The organism is Leifsonia sp. McL0607 (assembly GCF_049993355.1).
In the GTDB taxonomy this organism is placed as follows: domain Bacteria; phylum Actinomycetota; class Actinomycetes; order Actinomycetales; family Microbacteriaceae; genus Leifsonia.
In genome coordinates this window covers 739,303-758,832 of the sequence record NZ_CP188253.1, presented here as the reverse complement: position 1 = coordinate 758,832, position 19,530 = coordinate 739,303, and the positions used below count along the sequence as shown (strand labels likewise).

At 73.1% G+C, this 19,530-nt stretch carries 22 protein-coding genes; 15 read left to right on the top strand and 7 right to left on the bottom strand.

Going from position 1 to position 19,530, the window contains the following annotated elements:
- The first annotated feature begins 1 nt into the window (after position 1).
- Together ACPPVW_RS03690 and ACPPVW_RS03685 are read left to right on the top strand one after the other, a co-directional pair.
- A complete protein-coding gene (locus tag ACPPVW_RS03690; RefSeq protein WP_426625189.1) occupies positions 2 to 880 on the top strand; it encodes an alpha/beta fold hydrolase in 879 nt (292 codons plus the stop codon).
- Entirely contained in the window at positions 873 to 1,490 is a 618-nt protein-coding gene (locus ACPPVW_RS03685; protein WP_426625188.1) for a TetR/AcrR family transcriptional regulator, read from the top strand. The genes ACPPVW_RS03690 and ACPPVW_RS03685 overlap by 8 nt, the downstream gene beginning before the upstream one ends.
- 420 nt (positions 1,491 to 1,910) lie before the next feature.
- On the opposite strand, the gene ACPPVW_RS03680 is transcribed toward ACPPVW_RS03685, so the two are convergent.
- Positions 1,911 to 3,626: a DEAD/DEAH box helicase gene (locus ACPPVW_RS03680; RefSeq protein ID WP_426625187.1), complete on the bottom strand. Its 1,716-nt coding sequence runs from the start codon at positions 3,624 to 3,626 to the stop codon at positions 1,911 to 1,913.
- Positions 3,627 to 3,879: 253 nt separating this feature from the next.
- On the opposite strand from ACPPVW_RS03680, the gene ACPPVW_RS03675 reads away from it, so the two are divergent.
- Positions 3,880 to 6,096: a HelD family protein gene (locus tag ACPPVW_RS03675; RefSeq protein ID WP_426625186.1), complete on the top strand. Its 2,217-nt coding sequence runs from the start codon at positions 3,880 to 3,882 to the stop codon at positions 6,094 to 6,096.
- 98 nt (positions 6,097 to 6,194) lie between these two features.
- On the opposite strand, the gene ACPPVW_RS03670 is transcribed toward ACPPVW_RS03675, so the two are convergent.
- The 4 genes from ACPPVW_RS03670 to ACPPVW_RS03655 are packed head-to-tail and all read right to left on the bottom strand — an operon-like array spanning position 6,195 to position 9,162.
- On the bottom strand, positions 6,195 to 6,875 hold the full coding sequence (locus tag ACPPVW_RS03670; protein WP_426625185.1) for a DUF1684 domain-containing protein: 681 nt from the start codon (positions 6,873 to 6,875) through the stop codon (positions 6,195 to 6,197).
- Positions 6,872 to 7,432: a hypothetical protein gene (locus tag ACPPVW_RS03665; protein WP_426625184.1), complete on the bottom strand. Its 561-nt coding sequence runs from the start codon at positions 7,430 to 7,432 to the stop codon at positions 6,872 to 6,874. The genes ACPPVW_RS03670 and ACPPVW_RS03665 overlap by 4 nt, the downstream gene beginning before the upstream one ends.
- Positions 7,433 to 7,481: 49 nt before the next feature.
- Entirely contained in the window at positions 7,482 to 8,801 is a 1,320-nt protein-coding gene (locus ACPPVW_RS03660; protein WP_426625183.1) for an RNA polymerase sigma factor, read from the bottom strand.
- 28 nt (positions 8,802 to 8,829) lie between these two features.
- Entirely contained in the window at positions 8,830 to 9,162 is a 333-nt protein-coding gene (locus ACPPVW_RS03655; protein WP_426625182.1) for a YciI family protein, read from the bottom strand.
- Between the two features lie 113 nt (positions 9,163 to 9,275).
- On the opposite strand from ACPPVW_RS03655, the gene ACPPVW_RS03650 reads away from it, so the two are divergent.
- The 5 genes from ACPPVW_RS03650 (at position 9,276) to ACPPVW_RS03630 (ending at position 12,250) form a co-directional block, all read left to right on the top strand.
- Positions 9,276 to 9,812 (top strand): EVE domain-containing protein, encoded by a 537-nt coding sequence (locus ACPPVW_RS03650; RefSeq protein WP_426625181.1) that lies wholly within the window; start codon positions 9,276 to 9,278, stop codon positions 9,810 to 9,812.
- 4 nt (positions 9,813 to 9,816) lie between these two features.
- Entirely contained in the window at positions 9,817 to 10,395 is a 579-nt protein-coding gene (locus tag ACPPVW_RS03645) for a 2-phosphosulfolactate phosphatase (protein WP_426625180.1), read from the top strand.
- Positions 10,396 to 10,473: 78 nt separating this feature from the next.
- Positions 10,474 to 10,776: a DUF427 domain-containing protein gene (locus tag ACPPVW_RS03640; RefSeq protein WP_426625179.1), complete on the top strand. Its 303-nt coding sequence runs from the start codon at positions 10,474 to 10,476 to the stop codon at positions 10,774 to 10,776.
- A gap of 313 nt (positions 10,777 to 11,089) precedes the next feature.
- On the top strand, positions 11,090 to 11,686 hold the full coding sequence (locus ACPPVW_RS03635) for a hypothetical protein (protein WP_426625178.1): 597 nt from the start codon (positions 11,090 to 11,092) through the stop codon (positions 11,684 to 11,686).
- A gap of 36 nt (positions 11,687 to 11,722) precedes the next feature.
- Positions 11,723 to 12,250: a SprT-like domain-containing protein gene (locus tag ACPPVW_RS03630; RefSeq protein WP_426625177.1), complete on the top strand. Its 528-nt coding sequence runs from the start codon at positions 11,723 to 11,725 to the stop codon at positions 12,248 to 12,250.
- Positions 12,251 to 12,293: 43 nt separating this feature from the next.
- On the opposite strand, the gene ACPPVW_RS03625 is transcribed toward ACPPVW_RS03630, so the two are convergent.
- Positions 12,294 to 12,902: a GNAT family N-acetyltransferase gene (locus tag ACPPVW_RS03625; RefSeq protein WP_426625176.1), complete on the bottom strand. Its 609-nt coding sequence runs from the start codon at positions 12,900 to 12,902 to the stop codon at positions 12,294 to 12,296.
- Between the two features lie 94 nt (positions 12,903 to 12,996).
- Here ACPPVW_RS03625 and ACPPVW_RS03620 point away from each other — a divergent pair, with 94 nt between their 5' ends.
- The 4 genes from ACPPVW_RS03620 to ACPPVW_RS03605 are packed head-to-tail and all read left to right on the top strand — an operon-like array spanning position 12,997 to position 15,986.
- Positions 12,997 to 13,632, top strand: a complete 636-nt coding sequence (locus ACPPVW_RS03620; RefSeq protein ID WP_426625175.1) for a CGNR zinc finger domain-containing protein — start codon at positions 12,997 to 12,999, stop codon at positions 13,630 to 13,632.
- A gap of 4 nt (positions 13,633 to 13,636) precedes the next feature.
- Positions 13,637 to 14,413: a LamB/YcsF family protein gene (locus tag ACPPVW_RS03615; protein WP_426625174.1), complete on the top strand. Its 777-nt coding sequence runs from the start codon at positions 13,637 to 13,639 to the stop codon at positions 14,411 to 14,413.
- 2 nt (positions 14,414 to 14,415) lie between these two features.
- On the top strand, positions 14,416 to 15,078 hold the full coding sequence (locus ACPPVW_RS03610) for a 5-oxoprolinase subunit B family protein (protein ID WP_426625173.1): 663 nt from the start codon (positions 14,416 to 14,418) through the stop codon (positions 15,076 to 15,078).
- Entirely contained in the window at positions 15,075 to 15,986 is a 912-nt protein-coding gene (locus ACPPVW_RS03605) for a biotin-dependent carboxyltransferase family protein (protein ID WP_426625172.1), read from the top strand. Before ACPPVW_RS03610 ends, ACPPVW_RS03605 begins: the two co-directional genes overlap by 4 nt.
- A gap of 78 nt (positions 15,987 to 16,064) precedes the next feature.
- Here ACPPVW_RS03605 and ACPPVW_RS03600 read toward each other — a convergent pair whose 3' ends face one another.
- Positions 16,065 to 16,940: a spermidine synthase gene (locus ACPPVW_RS03600; protein ID WP_426625171.1), complete on the bottom strand. Its 876-nt coding sequence runs from the start codon at positions 16,938 to 16,940 to the stop codon at positions 16,065 to 16,067.
- A 142-nt stretch (positions 16,941 to 17,082) separates the two neighbouring features.
- Between ACPPVW_RS03600 and ACPPVW_RS03595 the strand changes: the two genes are divergently transcribed.
- The 3 genes from ACPPVW_RS03595 to ACPPVW_RS03585 are packed head-to-tail and all read left to right on the top strand — an operon-like array spanning position 17,083 to position 19,500.
- Positions 17,083 to 17,601 (top strand): hypothetical protein, encoded by a 519-nt coding sequence (locus ACPPVW_RS03595; protein ID WP_426625170.1) that lies wholly within the window; start codon positions 17,083 to 17,085, stop codon positions 17,599 to 17,601.
- 7 nt (positions 17,602 to 17,608) lie between these two features.
- Entirely contained in the window at positions 17,609 to 18,805 is a 1,197-nt protein-coding gene (locus tag ACPPVW_RS03590) for a sensor histidine kinase (RefSeq protein ID WP_426625169.1), read from the top strand.
- Positions 18,802 to 19,500, top strand: coding sequence for a response regulator (locus ACPPVW_RS03585; RefSeq protein WP_426625168.1), 699 nt, complete (start codon positions 18,802 to 18,804; stop codon positions 19,498 to 19,500). The genes ACPPVW_RS03590 and ACPPVW_RS03585 overlap by 4 nt, the downstream gene beginning before the upstream one ends.
- Positions 19,501 to 19,530: the final 30 nt, after the last annotated feature.

Sequence of the window (19,530 nt, the reverse complement as noted above, 5' to 3'; positions counted from 1 at the left end):
TATGAACACTTCCATCGCCTCGCAGGTCCGGTACCTGCAGCGCCCCGAGGGACGCATCAGCTACACCGTCGAGGGCACCGGCCCTCTCGTGGTCGCCGTCCCCGGGATGGGCGACCTCCGTTCGACCTACCGCGAGCTCGTCGGTCCGCTGCGGGAGGCCGGCTACCGCGTCGCCGTCACCGACCTGCGGGCGCACGGCGACTCCGACACCACCTTCCGGGAGTTCGGCGACATCGCCACCGGACGCGACCTCCTCGCCCTGATCGACGAGTTGGGCGGCGACGAGCTGGGCGGCCGGGCGGTCGTGCTCGGCAACTCCATGGGCGCGGCGGCTGCGGCCTGGGCGGCCGCCGAACGCCCCGACGCCGTCGCCGGCCTCGTGCTCTTCGGCCCGCTGCTGCGTGACCGGGCGATGAGCCGCTTCGCGGTCGCGTCCGTCCACGGAATGTACCGCGTGCTGTTCACCGGCCCGTGGGGCCCGTCGGTCTGGGCCGGCTACTACCGGTCCATCAACAAGGGCCGCACCGCGCCGTGGCTGAAGGAGCACGCCGCCGACCTGAAGCGCAACATGAAGGAGCCGGGCCGCCTGCGCTCCTTCCGGCACCTCACGCTCGCCCTGACTCACTCGGTCGTCGAGCCGCGGCTGCCCGAGGTGCAGGCCCCGATGCTCGCCTTCGTCGGAGCACTCGACCCCGACTACCCGGACCCGGCCGCCGAGGCCGACTGGATCGAGTCGCTCGGCGCGCAGGTCGTGCGCGTCCCCGAGTCGGGCCACTACCCGCAGGCCCAGCGGCCCGACGTGATCGTGCCGGCGACGCTGGCCTTCCTGCGCGAGCTGCAGGCCGCCGTGGGCGGCGACTGGAGCGGGCCGCGTGCCTAGGGCCGGGCTGACGCGCTCCGCGGTGGCCTCGGTGGCGCTGGAGGTCGTCGACGACGGGGGCGTGACCGGGCTCGACCGGCTGACGCTCGCAGCCGTCGCCTCCCGCGCCGGCGTCGCCGTGCCGAGCCTCTACAAGCACGTGGCCTCCCTCGACGACCTGCGACGCTTAGTCGCCACCGACTGCGTGGCCGAGCTGACGCGCGTGTTGGCGGAGGCGACCATCGGCCGCTCCGGCCCGGAGGCCATCCACTCGGCGGCGGACGCCGTCCGCGCGTACGCCCACCGGCACCCCGGCCGCTACGCCGCGACACAGGTCGCCCCCGACCTCCGCTCGGCCGCCGACGCCGAGCTCGCCGCGCGCGCCGAAGAGACGATCGCCGTCCTGGCCGCCGCCCTCCGCGGCTTCGGCCTCCCCGACGACGCCACCGTGGACGCCATCCGGATGCTCCGCAGCGCTCTCCACGGCTTCATCACCTTAGAACTCGGCGGCGGCTTCGGCCTCCCCGACGACCTCGACCGCAGCTTCCGGCTGCTGATCGACGGCACCGTCGCCGGCATCGCCGCGCTCGCCGAGGCGCACGTCGTGATCGGCACGGGCGGAGGTGGCTGACGCCTCGCGGGGTGCGGATGCCGTAGGGTGCTGGCCATCCCCGAGCCTGGTCCCGCGTCGGCCGCCGCTCGTGGGTGTGCCGCATCGGACGTCCTCCGTCGCCGACGGGAGGCGGTTCATCCGGAGAATGCGCCGTCAGGGCGACGGATGTCCGGCGTTGCGGTCATCGTCGCGGCGTGTCGTCACAGGTCTCAGGAGTTGCCGTGCTGGTGCGGCAACTCCGGAGATCTTGTGACAGGGCGGCGCGTCGTTCCGTAGAAACGGACATTTCGGCGCAGCAGAGCTGGACTTCCAGAGATACGGACGGGCGGCCGGGTCGGCTCAGCCGGGGCGGGCGCCGTTCCGACGGTGCGGACTCCTGCTCGTGCGGTGCGTCGGAGACGCCGACGGTCCGTCCCGGCTGGAGAGCGTGCGGAGTCGTCAGCCGCGGGCGCGGCGTGTGCCGCGGCCTCGGCTGGTGCTGCCGCTGACGAGGTCGCCGACGCGGAGGCCGGTGCGCGGAGCTCCGCCCGAGCGGGAGGCCCCGCCGTTTCCGCCGTTACCACCAGTGCCGCCGGAACGAACCGCCCCACCAGTGCCGCCCGAACGGACCGCCCCGGCGTTGCCGCCCGAGGGAGAGCTGCCTCCGTTGCCGCCGTGGCGAGCGGCGCCCGCGGTGCGCTCGGTGCGCTCGGCGCCCACCGGACGCGCGTCGGCCTCGGCCGTACCGCGGCCGCGGCCTCGTCCGCGTCGGCGCGACGAACCGTCACCCGCTCCGCGCGAGCCGTCGCGACCTGCGACATCGCGACCCGCAGCGTCACGGCCTCCGGTGTTCCGACCTCCCGCGCCGTGGCCTCCAGCGGACTGACCGCCACTAGTGCGACCGCCACCGTTACGACCACCACGGCTCTCGCCGCCGTGACCGCCGCCGTTGCCCCCGCCCTTCGGCGCGGGCGCCGGCGCCACGCGCGGCGCGGGCTCGCCGACGAGCGACGTCACGGCAGGCGAGTTCGCGGTTACGCGCTGCGGGCTCGCCGTGATGGCGGCGGCTCGAAGCAGGCTCCGCACGTCGCCCGCCTGGTCGGGCAGCATCACGGTCGCCACGTCGCCGGCGCTTCCGGCGCGGGCGGTCCGGCCCGAGCGGTGGAGGTAGGCCTTGTGCTCCGCGGGCGGGTCGACGTGGACGACCAGCTCGACCTCGTCGACGTGCACGCCGCGGGCGGCCACGTCCGTCGCCACCAGCACGCGCACGTCGCCCGTACCGAAGGCGGCCAGGTTGCGGTCGCGGGCGCCCTGGCTGAGGTTGCCGTGGAGGTCGACAGCGGGAATCCCCGCCGAGGTCAGCTGCTTGGCGAGGCGCTTGGCCTGGTGCTTGGTGCGCATGAACAAGATTCGGCGGCCGCGGCCGGAGGCGAGTGCCACGATCAGGTCCTTCTTGGCGTCCTGATCGCTGACCTCGAACACGTGGTGGGTCATGGCCTCCACGTGGCTCGTCGCGTCATCGACCGAGTGCAGCACCTCGTTCGTGAGGAACTTCGACACGAGCTTGTCGACGCCGTTGTCCAGCGTGGCCGAGAACAGCAGGCGCTGGCCGCGCGACGGTGTGACGTTCAGGATGCGCGTGACCGTCGGCAGGAAGCCGAGGTCGGCCATGTGGTCGGCCTCGTCGAGCACGGTGATCTCGATCCGGTCGAGGTGCACGATGCCCTGCTTCATCAGGTCTTCGAGGCGGCCGGGGCAGGCGACGATGATGTCGACGCCGGCCTGCAGCGCGGCGACCTGGCGGCTCTGCGAGACGCCGCCGAAGATGGTGGTGGTCGTCAGGCCGAGCGCGGTCGCGAGCGGCTTGAGGGTCGCGTCGATCTGGGTGGCGAGCTCGCGGGTGGGGGCGAGCACGAGGCCGCGGGGGCGGCGGTTTCCGCGCGAGCGGCCGCCGGGAGCGGAGGCACCCGAAGCAGCGAGCCGCGCCGCCAGCGGCAGCGCGAAAGCGATGGTCTTGCCCGACCCGGTCTTGCCGCGTCCGAGCACATCGCGCCCGGCGAGGGTGTCGGGCAGGGTGTCGGCCTGGATGGGGAACGGCTCCGTCTTGCCGTCGGCGGCGAGGACGGCGAGAAGAGGAGCGGGCACGCCGAGGTCGGCGAAGGTCTGGTTGGTCACAAGTGCCTTTCTGGCAGGGCTCGGCCCTGCGGGCGGTTCGGGCGGTCGTCGCATGACGGGACGTATTCGCCGGAAAGAAGAGTGGAGGTGCGCAGCGGGGCCGCCGCCCGGCGCTCGCGCACGCCGGCGATGCCGGCAGGCCAGTCGTGCTGGTTCAGACAGTCTACCGTGTGTGGGCGCCACGCTTGCTGGGAGCGGATTCACGGCGGGAGGTCGTAGACTATCGGCCCGTAATCCGGAAGGTGGTCCGCGCGTGCAGGAATCGGAACTCGATCGTGAGCGCGTCGTCGTCTCGGGGCTGTATGAGCGGCTCGACACGCTCAGGGCCGAGACGGAGGAGCGGCTGACGCGCGTGCGCCGCGAAAGTGTCGGAAGCAACCACCAGGCGCGCAGCGAACGCGACGCGTTCGCCCGCCTGTACGAGGACCAGCTGCTGCAGTTGCGCGATGTGGACGCGCGGCTCGTGTTCGGCCGTCTGCTGCTCCACGACCCCGTCGACGGCACCGACCACCGCTACATCGGACGGGTCGGCCTGCGCGACGACGACCAGCGCTCGCTGCTCGTCGACTGGCGCGCACAGCAGGCGAGCGCGTTCTATCAGGCCACCGCGAGCGAGCGCATGGGCGTGCGCGCCCGCCGGCACCTCACGATGAACGGACGCCAGGTCGTCCGCATCGACGACGAGGTCTTCGACGAAGCGCTGCTCGACGGTGATTCCGCGGGCGAGAAGGTGCAGGGCGAGGGGGCACTCCTCGCCGCGCTCACCGCGCAGCGCACGGGGCGCATGCACGACATCGTGGCGACCATTCAGGCCGAGCAGGACCGCATCATCCGCTCCGACCTCCGCGGCGCGCTCGTCGTGCAGGGCGGCCCCGGCACCGGCAAGACCGCCGTCGCGCTGCACCGCGCCGCCTACCTGCTGTACTCGAACCGGCAGCGGCTCAGCACCTCCGGTGTGCTCGTGGTCGGGCCGTCGTCGGCGTTCCTGCGGTACATCGAGGCGGTGCTGCCGTCGCTCGGAGAGACCGGCGTGGTCATGCAGACGCTCGGCGAGCTGTTCCCCGGCGTGGAGGCCACGACCGAGGACGCCCCGGAGGCCGCGCGGCTGAAGGGCGCAGCCTCGATGGCGCGGCTGCTGTCGCGCGCCGTGCGGTCGCGGCAGAAGGCGCCGGACGAGCCGCAGACGATCGTCGTCGACAACGAACGGCTCGTCGTGCAGCCCGACCTCGTCAAGCGGGCGATCACGAAGGCGCAGCGCACCGGCAAACCCCACAACCTCGCCCGCGTGACGTTCGTCAAGCAGGCGCTCGCCGAGCTGACCGAGCTGCTGGCGGCGCAGTTGCGCGCGGGAGGCTCGACGATCGACGAGGCCGACCTCCGGGTGCTGCGGGAGGACCTCCGCACCTCGTACGACGTGCGCGTGCTGCTCAACACCGCCTGGCTTCCGCTGACCCCGCAGAAGCTGCTGCAGGATCTCTACGCGCGCCCGGCCTGGCTCTCCGAGCTCACTCCACGCTGGTCGCCGGCGCAGCGGGAGGCCCTGCTGCGTGACCGGAACGAGCCGTTCACCGTCTCGGACGTCCCGCTGCTCGACGAGGCGGCCGAGTTGCTCGGCGACTTCCCCGGGCGTGCCGACGTGACCTCCCGTGAGCGCGACCGGCAGCGTAAGCGCGACCTGGAGAACGCGCGCGCCGCGATCCGCAACATGGGCGTGGAGGGCCTCGTCAGCGCCGAACAGCTGGCCGACGGGTTCGCCGAGCAGGTGGACCGCGGCACGACCGCCGAGCGCGCGGCCGCCGACCGCTCGTGGACCTACGGCCACGTGGTGGTCGACGAGGCGCAGGAGCTCTCATCGATGCAGTGGCGCGTGCTGGTGCGCCGGTGTCCGATGAAGTCGTTCACCATCGTCGGCGACATCGCCCAGGTGGCGTCGGCTGCGGGTGCGACGAGCTGGGACGACGCGCTGAGCCCGTCGTTCAAGGACGCCTGGCGCCTGGAGGAGCTGACGGTCAACTACCGAACCCCCGCCCAGATCACGCGGGAGGCGGAGCGCATCGCGCAGGATGCCGGGCTGCCGATCACGCCGACGCGCGCGGTCCGCGAGGGGGATTGGCCGATCCGCCAGGTGGAGGCGGGCGCGACCGGCCTCCCGGCCTCGGTCGCGGAGGCCGTCGCGCACGATCGCGGCATCGACCGCCACGGCACGCTCGCCGTCATCGCGACCGCCGCTGAGGTGGAGGCCGTCGCCGCAGCCGTGCGCGAACGTTTCGGCGACGACGCAGCCCGCGGCGCGGCCGGACTCATGCGTCCGATCTCGGTGCTGACCGGCTACGAGGCGAAGGGCCTCGAGTTCGACGCCGTCGTTCTGGCCGATCCGGAGGCGCTCGCAGCGGAGTCCGTGCGCGGCGCCGCCTCCCTGTACGTCGCCATGACCCGCCCGACCCAGCGCCTCACGCTCGTCGCCCGCTGAGCATCCACCCGCCCCGAACCGCCGAGGGGCACGTTGTTGTCCTTTCGGCGCCCGCGAAAGGGACCACAACCTGCCCCTCGGGCGGACGGAGCGCGCGGTCAGCCGGGGTAGCGCTCGCCGACCGGGACCTCGACGGGGAGGGTGTTTCCGGCCTGCGCGAGCGGACACGCCCAGGCGGGGTCGTACGCGCACGACGGGTTGTAGGCGAAGTTGAAGTCGAGCACGAGCGTGGCCTCCCCGTCGTCGGCCGACATCCCGAGGTCGGCGCCCTTGATCGTGTCGATCAGGTAGCGTCCGCCGCCGTAGGTGCCGCCGCGCTTGCCGGCGAGGGCGTCCTTCACCGGCACGAACAGACCGCCGCCGTAGGAGGCCAGCCGCCACACGTCGAGCGTGCCGGCGAGCGGCACCCGCACTGTGCCGAGGAGCTCGAACGGCACGACGCCGTCCGTCCCGGTCTCGACATCCATCCGCTTCGGCTCCGCCGGCGCGTGGACGGGCAGCTCGAATCGCCAGTCGGGGTCGTACGGCGATATCGGGAGCCCGGTGAAGCGGTCCCGGTCGGCGTCGAGCAGCGGGGAGGCCGGGTGCGACGAGAACAGGTCGTTGCGGCACGAGATCCAGTGCGCGTGCGCGGCCGCCGCGTCGCTCGCGGCGATTCGGCGCACCGAGGAGTACAGCGCGAACACGCTACGCCGCCAGTGCGCGGTCTGCACCGCTGTCACGGCTCGGCCGTGACCGGGGTCGACCTCCTGGGCGGGCTCGGGGGTGATGGTGCTCATGCTGCGGCCTCCGTCTCGGCGTCGTCGGATGTGAGGGGATCGGGCGTGGGGGGATCGTATGCCCAGGTGGGTGCGAGACGCCGCAGGCGCATGCCGCGCCACTGCCAGAACGCCCACAGGCCGTACCAGGCGAGCGGGGTGACGAGTCCCGCGCGCACGATCAGGCGATCGCGGTAGAGGGTGCGCAGCCGGCCGTCCGGCCCCGGACCCGCGGGGTCGGGTGCGACGGCCATGCGGTGATCGAGGTGCGGCATCGCGGAGAGCACGCCGCCGGTTCCTCCTCCGCTGTCGCGCAGGATGCGCGTCGCGCTCTCGCGGGGATCCGTCGAGCGCAGCGTGTCGAGCCGGATCGCCTGGGTGCCGACGGTGAACGCGCCCAGCGCGCGCACGCTGACCCGGTGCTCCCCGGTGTCCCAGACCGTCGGGAACCCGGCCGGCTCGTCCGAGCGGAAGTCCACCCACGGCATCGCGACCTCCCGGAACGCCGTCGGGCTCTGCAGGGCGCGCCAGGCCGCGTCCGGGTCGCAGTCGAGGACGAGCTTGAGGAGGACTCTCACGTTTTCAGTGTCACGCATCCACGGGGGCAGGGGCAGGGGGAGGTGGCATTCACGGCGCACTCCCGGACGCGGTGGCGCCCGGCGAACCCGCGCCAGCCGCTGCCTCCGCCGCGCGCGCGAGCAGCAGCGTCCGCTCGCGCGCGTTCGCCGTCATCGACGCCGCCCGCTCGAACTCGATCTCCGCTTCGGCGTGGCGCCCGACCTTGAACAGGAGGTCGGCGCGCACCGACGGCAGCAGATGGTACGACTCCAGGGCGCCGTCGTCCACGAGCCGGTCGACGACGTCGAGCGCGGCCTCCGGGCCGTAGGCCATCGACACGGCGACGGCGCGGTTGAGCTCCACCACCGCGGAGGGCCGCAGTTCGGCGAGCGCGCCGTAGAGCGCGACGATCTCCTGCCAGTCGGTGTCCCCGGGGGCAGGCGCGGTCGCGTGGCAGGCGGCGATCGCGGCCTGCAGCGTGTACGGCCCGCGGCCACGTGCGCCGAGCAGGCGGTCGGCGCGCTCGAGGGCGGCGACTCCGCGGCCGATGAGGATGCGGTCCCAGCGGGTGCGGTCCTGATCCTGCAGGAGGATCGGCTCGCCGTCGGAGGTGGCGCGCGCGGGCAACCGCGAGGCTTGGAACTCCATCAGCGCGACCAGGCCGTGCACCTCCGGCTCCCTGGGGGTGAGCTCGGCGAGCACGCGGCCGAGCCGGAGTGCCTCCTGGCAGAGGTCCGGGCGCATCCAGTCGTCGCCCGCGGTGGCCGAGTAGCCCTCGTTGAAGATCAGATAGACGACCTCCAACACGGACGACAGCCGCTCGGCGTAGTCGGCGCGATCGGGAACCTCGAAGGGTACGTGCGCCGCGGTGAGCGTGCGCTTGGCGCGCACGATGCGCTGCGCGATCGTCGGAACGGGCACCAGGAACGCCCGCGCGATCTCCTCGGTCGTCAGACCGCCGAGGAGCTTGAGCGTCAGCGCCACCCGCGCGCCGGGCGCGAGCACGGGGTGGCACGACACGAACACGAGTCGGAGCAGGTCGTCCTGGATCTCCTCCTCGACCACCGCAGCCGGATCGTCGTCGTCCTGCTGCTCCAGGTCGCGGGCGAGCGCGGCGTACCGCTCGTCGAGGCGTTCGCGCCGACGCCATCCGTCGATCGCGCGACGCTTGGCGACCGTCGTGAGCCAGGCGCCTGGCGTGCGCGGGACGCCGGTCTCCGGCCACTGCTCGAGCGCGGCGACGAGGGCGTCCTGCGCCAGCTCCTCCGCCAGCCCCACATCGCCCGTCCACCGGGCGAGGCCGGCGACGAGCTTGCCCGACTCGATGCGCCACACCGCCTCGACGGCGCGGCGGGCCTCCTCGGCCGTCACGTCCTGCGCTTCCGCCACCAGCCTGCCTCTCGCGTTCCTGCCTCGTTCATGCGTGCGCCGCGGCGCCGCTCACGATGCGGCGCACCTCGACTCTGCCACGATCCAACGGCAGGCGCCTGGCCCATTCGACCGCCTCCGCCCGGTCGGAGGTCTGCACGATCCACAGCGCGGTCGCGCTGGTGTCCAGGGCCGGAGCGTCGGCGATGCGGCACGGGCCGTCGGCCTGGAGCTCGACGAGGAGGCCGTCGTCGGCGAGCAGCTCGCCCGCGAGCAGCACGCCGGCGTGGATCAGGTCGACGGTGAACCGCTGCAGCACGGCAGCAGGGGGCGGCACGGCGCCCGGCGTCGCGTCCGTCGTGAGCAAGAGCAGGTAGCGCATGCAGGATCCTTCCGTCGCGGGGCACTCACGGAGACGTCGAGCAGGGACGATCGGATTCGACATGACGCGCCGGTCCTCAGCGCGATGTCGGACCTGTGCGCTAGAACGGGACCATGGCGATCCGCTACTGGCTGGGCGTGGTTCAGCACGACCATGTGCTTCGTGGCGTCGCTGGCGGCTTCGCCCAGGTCAACCACGGTGCTCGGGCGCCGCTCGAGCGGATGGGCGCGGCCGACGGCTTCGTGTACTACTCGCCGCGCGAGTCCTCCCCCGAAGGAGAACCGCTCAAGCAGTTCACCGCCGTCGGGAGGCTGGCCGGCGCCGACGTCTACCAGGCGACCCAGGGCAGGCAACCGGCAACCGGGCAACGGCGCAACTCCTCCGCCGACTTCGTCGCGTGGCGCCGCCGCGTCGACTGGGATCACGACGCGGTCGCCACCCCGATCCGGCCGTTGCTGTCCTCCCTCGACTTCACGCGCGACAAGCCCGACTGGGGCTATCAGCTGCGCGCCGGGCTGATCGAGCTCACACGACACGACTTCGAGCTCATCCGGCGGCAGATGCGCTCGGCGTCGGCGCGGGAGCGCGAGCACGAGCAGCGCCACCGGGCGCAACACGCGTCGGCCGGATTCGGCGCCGGGCTACGCTGAGGCGGTGACCTCGCACCGCCTCTCCGACACGTCGACCGTCCCCGCCGCGCACCGCCAGGCCAAGTACCAGGTGCGCTTCGACTGGGCGGCTGCCGGCGCCTCCGCCGTCGCGGCGGACGCGCATGTCGTCGTCTGGGTCGACGCGCTCGCCGACGACCCGGTGGAGGCCGCGACCGACCTCGTGCCCGGCACAGGCGCCGTCGTGGCCGCCGGGCTGACCGATGCCTCCGCGGTCGCGCGCTGGATCCTCGACGAGCAGGTGCGTCTCGGCCGCCGCGCGATGGTCGCGCTGATCGCGGCCGGAGACACGGCCGCCGAGGGCGGCACGCGCTTCGCCGTGGAGGACCTCCTCGCCGCCGGCGCCGTCGTCGACGCGCTCGCGAGTGTGGGCATCGACTACTGCTCGCCGGAGGCCGCCGCGGCCTGCGCCGCGTTCACCGGGCTGCGCGGAGCGGTAGCGCACCTGCTGACCGCGTCGGTCTCGGGGCAGGAGCGCATTGCCGCGGGTGCCGACGCGGCCGAGCTCGCCGCCTCCGGGAGGCTCGACACGGTCTCCGAGGTGCGGGTTCTGCGAACATCCTGAGCGGTCGTTGCGAACTCCGGGTGCCGTCGGAATGATCCGGTAGACCCGGGTGTTCAGTGCGATCAGGAGGTTTCATCCATGAAAGCTGTTCTGAACGACACCATCATCGCCGAGGCTCCGACCGGGGACCTCATCCGCCTCGAGGGCAACTGGTATTTCCCGCCCGAGAGCGTGAACGCGGAGCATCTGGTCGAGTCCGACACGCCGTACAACTGTCCGTGGAAGGGCGATTGCCAGTACTTCTCGGTCAAGGACGGCGACACTGTGCTGCGGGACCGCGCGTGGAGCTATCCGACGCCGTACCCGAGCTCATTCGATCGTGTCGGCCAGGACTACAGCAACTACGTCGCGTTCTGGAAGGACGTGCGCGTCGTCGACTGACCCGACCACCGGGATGCTGACCCTGCCTCGGTGCCGCGCGCAACTCCGGAGGTCCGGGCCCATCCAGCGTGGATCTCCGGAGTTACGCCACGCCACGCCGCATCCCCCGCGCACACTCCGGAATTGCGGACGCGCCACGCTAACTCCGGAGGTGAGGGACGACACGCCGCCGCGGAGACGGCTACTCCGGACGGAAGGCCGGCAAGTTACGAAATCTCCGGAGTAAGGCGCGGCGCAGCCGCCCGCGGCGACTGGCTCATCGCGCACACATACGCGGCAACCCAGGTAAACGGATTTGGACCACTACTCTGGAATGAACCGTACGACCTGGGAGCCGACCCTGAGCATCATCCTCGGATACGATCCGTCCACACTCCGCGAGCGTGTCGATCTGCGCGCCGCCGACGAGCGGCTCCACGAGCTCGGCGGCCTCCGCAGCCTGAGCGCCCTCAACGAGAAGACCGTGCTGCTGCGCCTCCTCGGTCGGCTGGACGAGGCGATCGTGGTCGGCAACGAGGCGGTGCGCCAGGCGCGGTTCACCGGAGACCGGGAGCAGCTGCTGGGAGCTCGGATCCGCAGGGCGCAGGTTCTGCAGTACCAGGGCAAGCTCGACGAGGCGATGGTCGAGCTCACCGGGTGCGTCGACGAGGCCCGCGGCCGCGACTGGAGCGCTCTGGAGGCGTTCGCCGTGCAGAACCGCGGCAAGTGCTGCTTCGACCAGGGCGACTACGAGAACGCGCTGTCCGACATGACGGCCGCCGTCTTCCTGCGCGAGAAGCTCGGTGCCTCCCCGGCCGAGATCGAGGGCGCCCTCACCGCCGTCGCGGTGGTGCAGCGGTTCCTGGAGGCACAGCGCGCGGCCCCCGGCACGGCGGCCTCCGGCGCGGACGACGACGTCACTCCGGCGTAGTATGCCTGGCATGAGTCGACCAGGGGATCCACACTGATGGCCGAGCTCGACCGCGTGCGCCACTGGGCGAACGCCCTGATCGCCCTCCACCTCGACCCCGCCGTGTGGAGCTTCGAATTCGACAACGCCAAGACCCGCGCGGGCCTCTGCAACTACACGGCCAAGCGCATCACGGTGTCGCGCTACCTGGCGGCGCGGTACGACGACGACGACATCCACCAGATCCTCCTCCACGAGGTCGCGCACGCGCTCGCCGGCTCGCGAGCGGGGCACGGCCCGCGCTGGCGGGCGATCGCGCTCGACCTCGGCTACGAGGGCAAGCGCCTGCACGGCGGCGCCATCGCGGACGACCTCGCGCCCTGGGTCGGCACTTGCCCGCGCGGCCACACGCATTACCGTTACCGCAAGCCGGCCCGCGCGCTCGCGTGCGGGGCCTGCAGCCGTCGGTTCGACTCCGCCAACCTCATCGCGTGGGTGCACAGGGAGGTCTCGTCCGCGCAACGCCGGATGGCAGCGGCGGCCGCGACCGAAGCGCTCGACCCGCGGGCGCTCGACGCGGAGTGACGGTTCGGCTCAGGCCGTCGCGAAGCTCGGCCGTCGCGAAGCATCAGGCCGTCGCGAGGCCCAACCGCGCGTCCAGCCCGTCGCGCACCGCCGGCCACTCCTCCCGCAGCACCGAGTACACCGCGGTGTCGCGCCACGTGCCGTCCGCTCGCGGCTGGGTGTGCCGCAGCACGCCCTCGAAGGTGGCGCCGAGGCGGAGGATCGCGGCCTGGGAGCGTTCGTTGAGCACGTCCGCCTGCAGCTTGACCCGCTCGAAGCCGTGGTCGAACGCTGCGCCGAGCAGCAGCCGCTTCGTCTCCGCGTTGACGCGCGTGCCCCAGACCTCCGGGGCGGAGGCGGTCCAGCCGATGTGCGCCGAGCCGTTGGCGAGGTCGAAGTCGCCGAGCGTGGTCGTGCCGACGATGTGGTCGCCGTCGCGCAGGCACACAGCGATCACGTTGCCCGTGTCCCAGGCGAGATAGCCCAGGATGAACTCCCGCCACTCCTCGTAGGTGTCGCGATAGGCCGCGAGACCGCCGCCCCAGCCTCCCGCGAACACCTCGGGCTGACCGATCGCGTCGTGGAGGTCTGGCAGGTCGTCTGTCGTGAGCGCACGCAAGCGCACCGTCGCGCCCTCGAGGATGACGGCGGGGTCGGGGCGGGTAGCGTTCATCCGCTCAGTATCCCATCCGTGTCTGGCGCTCCAGAGCCCCGCTCGCTGCCCGCGACGGTTCGGAGCGACCCGGGTGACCGACTAAGTTGGTTCGGTGCCTACCGACGTCCTCCTGCCCCGCGAAACCGGACAGTGGATGCTCGGCTCCGACGGACTGCGCTGGTGGTTCGACTCCGGCTCCCTCGCACTCGACTTTTCGTACACGGGCGGTCTGGACGAGCCGGACAACGCCGAATGGCGGTCGATCGACGACGCCGAGGCGCTCGGCGGCTGGCTCCGGGAGCGCTTCCCCGAGGTGGCAGCGACGTCGGGCGAGCGGGAGTTCCGCGACGCCGAGATGCTGCGCCTCGCCATCGGCCGGCTCGCCCGTCAGGCCAGCCGGGGCGAGACCCTCGCGCCTAGCGACGTCGACGTCGTGAACCTGTTCGCGGCGACCCCCGACATCCCGCCGGCGCTGGCGGGCGGAGGACGCCAGGCGGGACGCACGCTGGCGCGGCCGCACCAAGCCCTCGGTACTCTCGCTCGCGACGCCGTGCGGCTCTTCGGCCCGGACGCCGATGGCCGCATCCGCGAATGCTTGGCCGACGACTGCCGGCTGGTCTACCTCGACACATCACGCAGCGGCAACCGCCGGTGGTGCTCGATGCAGCGCTGCGGCAACCGTGCCAAGGTGCGGGCGCACCGGGCGCGGGCCGCCGGTATCAGGGGTGCGGCCGGTAACGCAGAATAGGTGGATGGAGCCCATCGCCGAGCGAAGCAGTGTCGACCTCAACAGCGACTTGGGCGAGTCGTTCGGCGGCTGGACGATGGGCGATGACGCCGCGATGCTGCGGCTCGTGACGAGCGCGAACGTGGCGTGCGGCTTCCACGGCGGCGACCCGACGACGATGCTGGCCACCTGCCGCTCGGCGGCAGAGAACGGCGTGACCGTCGGAGCGCACGTCTCCTACCGCGACCTGGCCGGTTTCGGCCGGCGCAGCATGGACGTCCCCGCGGCCGAGCTGCGCGACGAGCTGCTCTATCAGCTGGCGGCGCTCGCGGGCATGGCCCGCGTGGCCGACACCGCCGTGCGCTATGTCAAGCCGCACGGCGCCCTCTACAACCGCATCGTCGACGACGAAGAGCAGGCGGCCGCGGTGGTGGAGGCCGTCGCCGCGTTCGACCCCGCGCTTCCGCTGCTCGGCCTCGCAGGCTCCGCCGTCCAGCGGGCGGCCGTCGACCGCGGCCTCCGGTTCGTCCGCGAGGCGTTCGTCGACCGCGGCTACCGTGCCGACGGCACCCTGGTGCCGCGCACCCAGCCCGGCGCGCTGCTCTCGGACGTCGCGGCGATCGCTGCGCGGGCCGTGCGCATGGCCGCCGACGGCACCGTGGAGGCTGTGGACGGCACCCGGATCGCCGTCGTGGCGGACTCGCTGTGCGTTCACGGCGACACCCCCGGAGCCGTGGCGATGGCGGAGGCTGTGCGGCGCAGCCTGGAGGACGCCGGCATCGCGGTGGAAGCCTTCGTGTGATCGTGGGGGCGAACGGCGACGGGGCGATCCGGGTCCTGGGCTACGGCGACAGCGCGCTGCTGGTCGAACTGGAGGCCCGCAGCGGCGACACCGGGGCGGAGCTGGACTTGGTGCTCGGGATATTCCAGGCGCTCGAACGCACCAGGCCTGCGGGTGTCGTGGACATCGTCCCGGCGGCCCGCACGATCGCCGTCCTGATCGATCCGCACGTGCTGCCCCCGGCCGCCGCGCGCGGCTGGATCGAGCGCACGGTGCCGGAGCCTCCCGAGGCGGCAGCGGACGAGGTGGTGGAGCTCGCCGTCCGCTACGACGGCGACGATCTGGCCGAGGTGGCGGCCCTGCTCGGCATCACGTCGCGGGAGGTCGTCGAACGGCACACCGCCTCCCGCTGGCGCGTCGCGTTCGGTGGCTTCGCACCGGGCTTCGCCTACCTGGTGACGGACCACGACGGCCTGCGCGTGCCGCGCCGGGCGACACCGCGGACCGCCGTCCCTGCGGGGTCGGTCGGGCTGGCGGGCGAGTTCAGCGGTGTGTACCCGCGATCGAGCCCCGGCGGCTGGCAACTCATCGGCCGCACGGACGCGGCGCTCTGGGACGTGTCCGCCGACCCGCCCGCCCTGCTCCGCCCCGGCATCGAGGTGCGGTTCGTGGAGGCCGCGTCGTGAGCGGGGGAGCGGTGCGTGTCGTCGAGCCCGGTCCGCTCGCGCTGGTCGAGGATCTCGGCCGGCCGGGGCACGCGGCGGTCGGGGTGAGTCGGTCGGGCGCACTCGATCGTGGCGCGCTCGGGCTGGCGAACCGGCTGGTCGGCAACGTCGAGTCCGCGGCCTGCGTCGAGATCCTGCTCGGTGGCTTCGCAGCGCGCTTCGAGGCGCCGGCGTGGTTCGCCGTGACCGGCGCACCGTCGCGGCTGTTCCTCGACGGTCGTCCTGTCGACGCGCATACCGCCGTGCACGCCGCGGCCGGCGCCCTGCTGCGCATCGCGCAGCCCGCGGCCGGAATGCGCACCTACCTCGCGGTTCGCGGCGGCATCGAGGTGGAGGCGGTGCTCGGCTCCCGCTCGCGCGACACGCTCTCCGGGCTCGGGCCCGCCCCGTTGTGGGAGGGCGACCTCCTCCCGATCGGCGCGGAGCCGGCGACGCCCGTGCCGGCGGTCGATTTCGTCCCTCTCGTCGGGCCGGGGGAGGCGCTCGTGGAGGTGCGCGCCCACCGCGGACCCCGCGCGGACTGGTTCACCTCCGCCGCGCTCCACGCGTTCTTCACGACGGAGTGGCGGGTGAGCGCCGACGGCGACCGTGTCGGTGTGCGACTCGACCCGCCGCGCGTTCCCGCGCATGCGGCCGGCGTGGAGCCCGCGCCTCCGGTGCTGCTCGAGCGCGCGGTGACGAGAGAGCTGCCGAGCGAGCCCATGGTCGCCGGAGCGGTGCAGGTCTCACCGGACGGCCGCCCGACCGTCCTCCTGGCCGATCACCCCGTGACCGGCGGCTACCCGGTCATCGCGGTCATCGCCGACCGCTCGCTCGACACCTTCGCGCAACTGCGCCCCGGCAACACCGTCCTCTTCCGGCACGCTTGACCTCCGCGCGAACGAACTGGCAGGACACGCCGCCTGACGGCGCGGCGCCGCGGCGTGTCCTGCCGACTCGTTGCGGCGCTAGTCGCGGCGCGTGCCGCTCTGGAAGATGCTGCGGGCGGGCGGCGGCGACGGCACGCTCGTCTGGTCGGTCACGATGGGCGCTCCGGCGGCGAACGTGCGCAGCTCTTCGCCAGCCACGGCCTTCGCGGGATGCGGCCCGCTTGCCAGCAGGCGCGGCAGCCACTCCAGCGGCAGCGGCGAGTTCGACCCCACCAGCACCACGTTCCCGAAGCGACGCCCTTTGAGCACCTGCGTCTCGGCCAGCGCCGCCACGTTCTCCACCACGGCGTCGAGGGTCGAGACCTGGCTGCGCGCGAACATCAGGGGAGGTCCGTCCGCGACATTCACGAGCACGATGCCGTCCGGCTTCAGCAGCGACACCGCCGACCGGTAGAACTCCACGCTCGTCACATGCGCGGGCGTCCGCGAGCCGCTGAAGATGTCGATCACCAGCAGGTCGACCTCCCCGCGGAGGCCGGATGGGAGCTTGCCGACCACCGCGCGCGCATCGCCGTGCCGGATGCGGATCTGCGCGTAGCGCGGCAATGGCAGGTTCTCGCGCACGAGCTCGACGAGCCGGCTCTCCAGCTCCACCACCTGCTGCCGCGACCCCGGCCGCGTGTACGCGACGTAGCGCGGCAGGGTCAGCGCGCCGGCGCCCAGGTGAACGGCGGTGATCGGCTGCCCGGGGTCCCCGATCAGGTCGATGACGTTGCCCATCCGCTGCACGTACTCGAAGAACAGACGGCTCGGGTCGTCCAGATCGACGTGCGACTGCGGTGTCCCGTCGACGATCAGCTGGTACGCGCCGGGGACGAACCGGTCGGGCTCGATGCTGGCGAGGTAGCCGCTCTCGGCGAGGACGACCGACGGGACCGACGGGTTCTGGGGCACGGCACCAGCGTAGCCCGCGGCCTCCACCCGGCCTCCACCCGCATCTCCACCCGTTCTCCGCCGCCGGGAGGTCCCGCCCGCCGCGCCCGACGACGACCCTGGAGGAGTGGCCGGATCCGCCGGCCGGAAGGACCTGACCTCCATGACCGTCCAGACGCTGACCAACGCGATCCTCATCCTCTTGCTGATCTGCTGGGTCGGCTACCGGCAGCTGACGTGGCGTCCGGTCTCGATCGCCACGATGTGGCGCTTCCCCGCGATCTTGGCGGTGGTCGGGCTCGTGACGATCGTGCAGCAGGTCAAGCCCTCCTCGCTCACGCCGCTGGACATCGCCGTGGTCGTCGGCGAGATCGTGCTGTCCCTCGCTGTGGGCGCGTGGATGGGCGCGATCGCCCAGTTCCGTCGGCTGGAGGCCCCGCTGCGGCTCGGCAAGGACGCCCGGTACGTCGCCACCTACGAGTCGAGAACCGGCGTGCTGGGCATGGTGCTCTGGATCGTCGTGATCGCCGTCCGCATCGGTGTGGACGTCCTCGCCTCCGCTGCCGGGTCTCACCTGGCGACCGCGACCGGCGTCATATTCCTGGTTTTCGCTGCCAACCGCGCTGCGCGCACCGCCGTCTTCGCGGCGCGTCTCGATCGGCACGCCGCGCTCGCCGCATGATGGTCTCGTGGACTTCTGGACCAGACCGGGGCTGCTCGCCCTCGTACTGAACCTGCTCGGCGCCGTCGCCGTCGGCTGGTCGCTGCTGCGCACCCACACCGAGGATCGCCCGGTGTGGGTGCTGGTCGTCGCTCTCGCCTCCGTGGCGGCCTGGGCGCTGCGCGCGGTGCTCGGCTTCGCGGGGTGGAGGCGCGCGGCGCTGGCGCTGAGCCTCGTCGCGGCGATCACCGGCGCACTCGTCGCCCCGGCGACCGACGGGCTCGCGATCGTGCCGGCCGCCGTCGCCGTGCTGTACCTGATCGGCGACCCGGAGCGGCCCGTGCAGTTGGGCGGGGCGGTCGCGGCGGCGTGCGCCGCCCTGGTCGCGGTCGGCGCCGTGCCGTTCGGGTCGCCCGTCGCGGCGGTGCTCGGCGAGATGGCGGGCATCGTGCTGGCCGCGTTCGCGGGCCTGAGCCGCCGCCAGTTCCGCACCACAGAGGAGCAGGCGGCGCTCCTGCGCGAACGCGACCTCGAGATGCGCGAGGAGGCCGCGCGCGTGGCCATCGCGCGCGACCTCCACGACGTGCTCGCGCACAGCCTCGGCGGGCTGGTCATCCAGCTCGACGCCGTCGACGCCCTGCTGGAGGCCGGCGACAACGCTGCGGCGCGCGACCGCGTCGTCGTCGCGCGCGGGCTGGCGGCGGACGGGCTCGCGGAGGCGCGGAGGGCGGTCGCCGCGCTGCGCGATCCTGAGCGCTCCGCCGTGGAGGCGACTGTGACCTCCACCGATCTCCGCGCCGCCCTCGACGACCTCGTGGCCGCTCACCGCACGCTCGGCGGCACCGCCGACCTCCACGTGACCGGCGCGCCTCGGTCGCTCGGCTCGGGGCAGGCGACCGCAGTGCAACGCGCTCTGCAGGAGGCGCTGAGCAATGCGCGCAAGCATGCCGCCGGCGCTCCGGTCGAGGCCCGCCTCGACTGGCAGACTGAGCGGGTGCTGCTCACCGTCTCTTCGCCGCTGGTCGCGCCGCCCGCCGCCGCCGACCCCAACGCCGTCGCCGACACCGACACTCCGACGCGAGCGGCCGGGCTCGCGACCTCGGGAGGCGGTCACGGTCTGGAGGGCATGCGCGAGCGGTTCGCCGCCCTCCCGCTCGGCGGCTCGGTGGTCACGGCCTGCGACGACGGGCGGTTCACGGTGACGGCCGAGGCGAGGCTGGCATGAGCGGAGCCAGGAGCGCGGGCACGAGCGCCGAGGCCGACGGCGAGACCCGCATCCGCGTCGTCGTCGCCGACGACCAGGCGATCATCCGCGACGGTCTCGTCACGGTGCTCGGCCTCCTGCCCGATGTGGAGGTCGTGGGCGCAGCCGCCGACGGTGCGGAGGCCGTCGCGCTCGCGGTGGCCGAGCGTCCCGACGTGGTGCTGATGGACCTCCGCATGCCGGTGCTCGACGGGGTCGGCGCGACCGAGCGGATCACGCGCGATGCGCCGGGCGTCGCCGTGCTGGTGCTGACGACGTTCGCCGACGACGAGTCCATCCTCACCGCGTTGCGAGCCGGCGCCCGCGGCTATCTGACGAAGGACGCCGGCCGCGCCGAGTTGGCCGCAGCGGTGCGGGCGGTCGCCCGTGGGCAGTCGACGTTCGCTCCGGAGGTCGGCGCGCGCATCGTCGGTTCGCTGACCGCTCCTGCGCCGGCCCGGGCGGCCGACCGGGCGGACGCCCTTCTCGTCCGGTTCCCGACGCTCACCCGGCGGGAGGCCGAGGTCCTCGGCCTGGTCGCCGACGGCCTCAGCAACGGCGAGATCGCCTCCGCCCTGTTCGTCGGCGGCTCGACCGTGAAGACGCACATCAACGCCATCTTCGCCAAGCTCGGAGTCAAGTCCCGGGCCCAGGCCATCGCCCTGGTCCGCCGGTAGCCGCCTACCGTCGCCCGCCGGGGCGGAGGA

Excerpts from the sequence above, each read along its gene's own strand:
- ACPPVW_RS03650 (WP_426625181.1), top strand. The coding sequence starts at position 9,276 with ATGGCGATCCGCTACTGGCTGGGCGTGGTTCAGCACGACCATGTGCTT.
- ACPPVW_RS03640 (WP_426625179.1), top strand. The coding sequence starts at position 10,474 with ATGAAAGCTGTTCTGAACGACACCATCATCGCCGAGGCTCCGACCGGG.
- ACPPVW_RS03625 (WP_426625176.1), bottom strand. The coding sequence starts at position 12,902 with ATGAACGCTACCCGCCCCGACCCCGCCGTCATCCTCGAGGGCGCGACG.
- ACPPVW_RS03655 (WP_426625182.1), bottom strand. The coding sequence starts at position 9,162 with ATGCGCTACCTGCTCTTGCTCACGACGGACGCGACGCCGGGCGCCGTG.
- ACPPVW_RS03615 (WP_426625174.1), top strand. The coding sequence starts at position 13,637 with ATGGAGCCCATCGCCGAGCGAAGCAGTGTCGACCTCAACAGCGACTTG.
- ACPPVW_RS03635 (WP_426625178.1), top strand. The coding sequence starts at position 11,090 with ATGAACCGTACGACCTGGGAGCCGACCCTGAGCATCATCCTCGGATAC.
- ACPPVW_RS03585 (WP_426625168.1), top strand. The coding sequence starts at position 18,802 with ATGAGCGGAGCCAGGAGCGCGGGCACGAGCGCCGAGGCCGACGGCGAG.
- ACPPVW_RS03670 (WP_426625185.1), bottom strand. The coding sequence starts at position 6,875 with ATGAGCACCATCACCCCCGAGCCCGCCCAGGAGGTCGACCCCGGTCAC.
- ACPPVW_RS03690 (WP_426625189.1), top strand. The coding sequence starts at position 2 with ATGAACACTTCCATCGCCTCGCAGGTCCGGTACCTGCAGCGCCCCGAG.
- ACPPVW_RS03595 (WP_426625170.1), top strand. The coding sequence starts at position 17,083 with ATGACCGTCCAGACGCTGACCAACGCGATCCTCATCCTCTTGCTGATC.
- ACPPVW_RS03630 (WP_426625177.1), top strand. The coding sequence starts at position 11,723 with ATGGCCGAGCTCGACCGCGTGCGCCACTGGGCGAACGCCCTGATCGCC.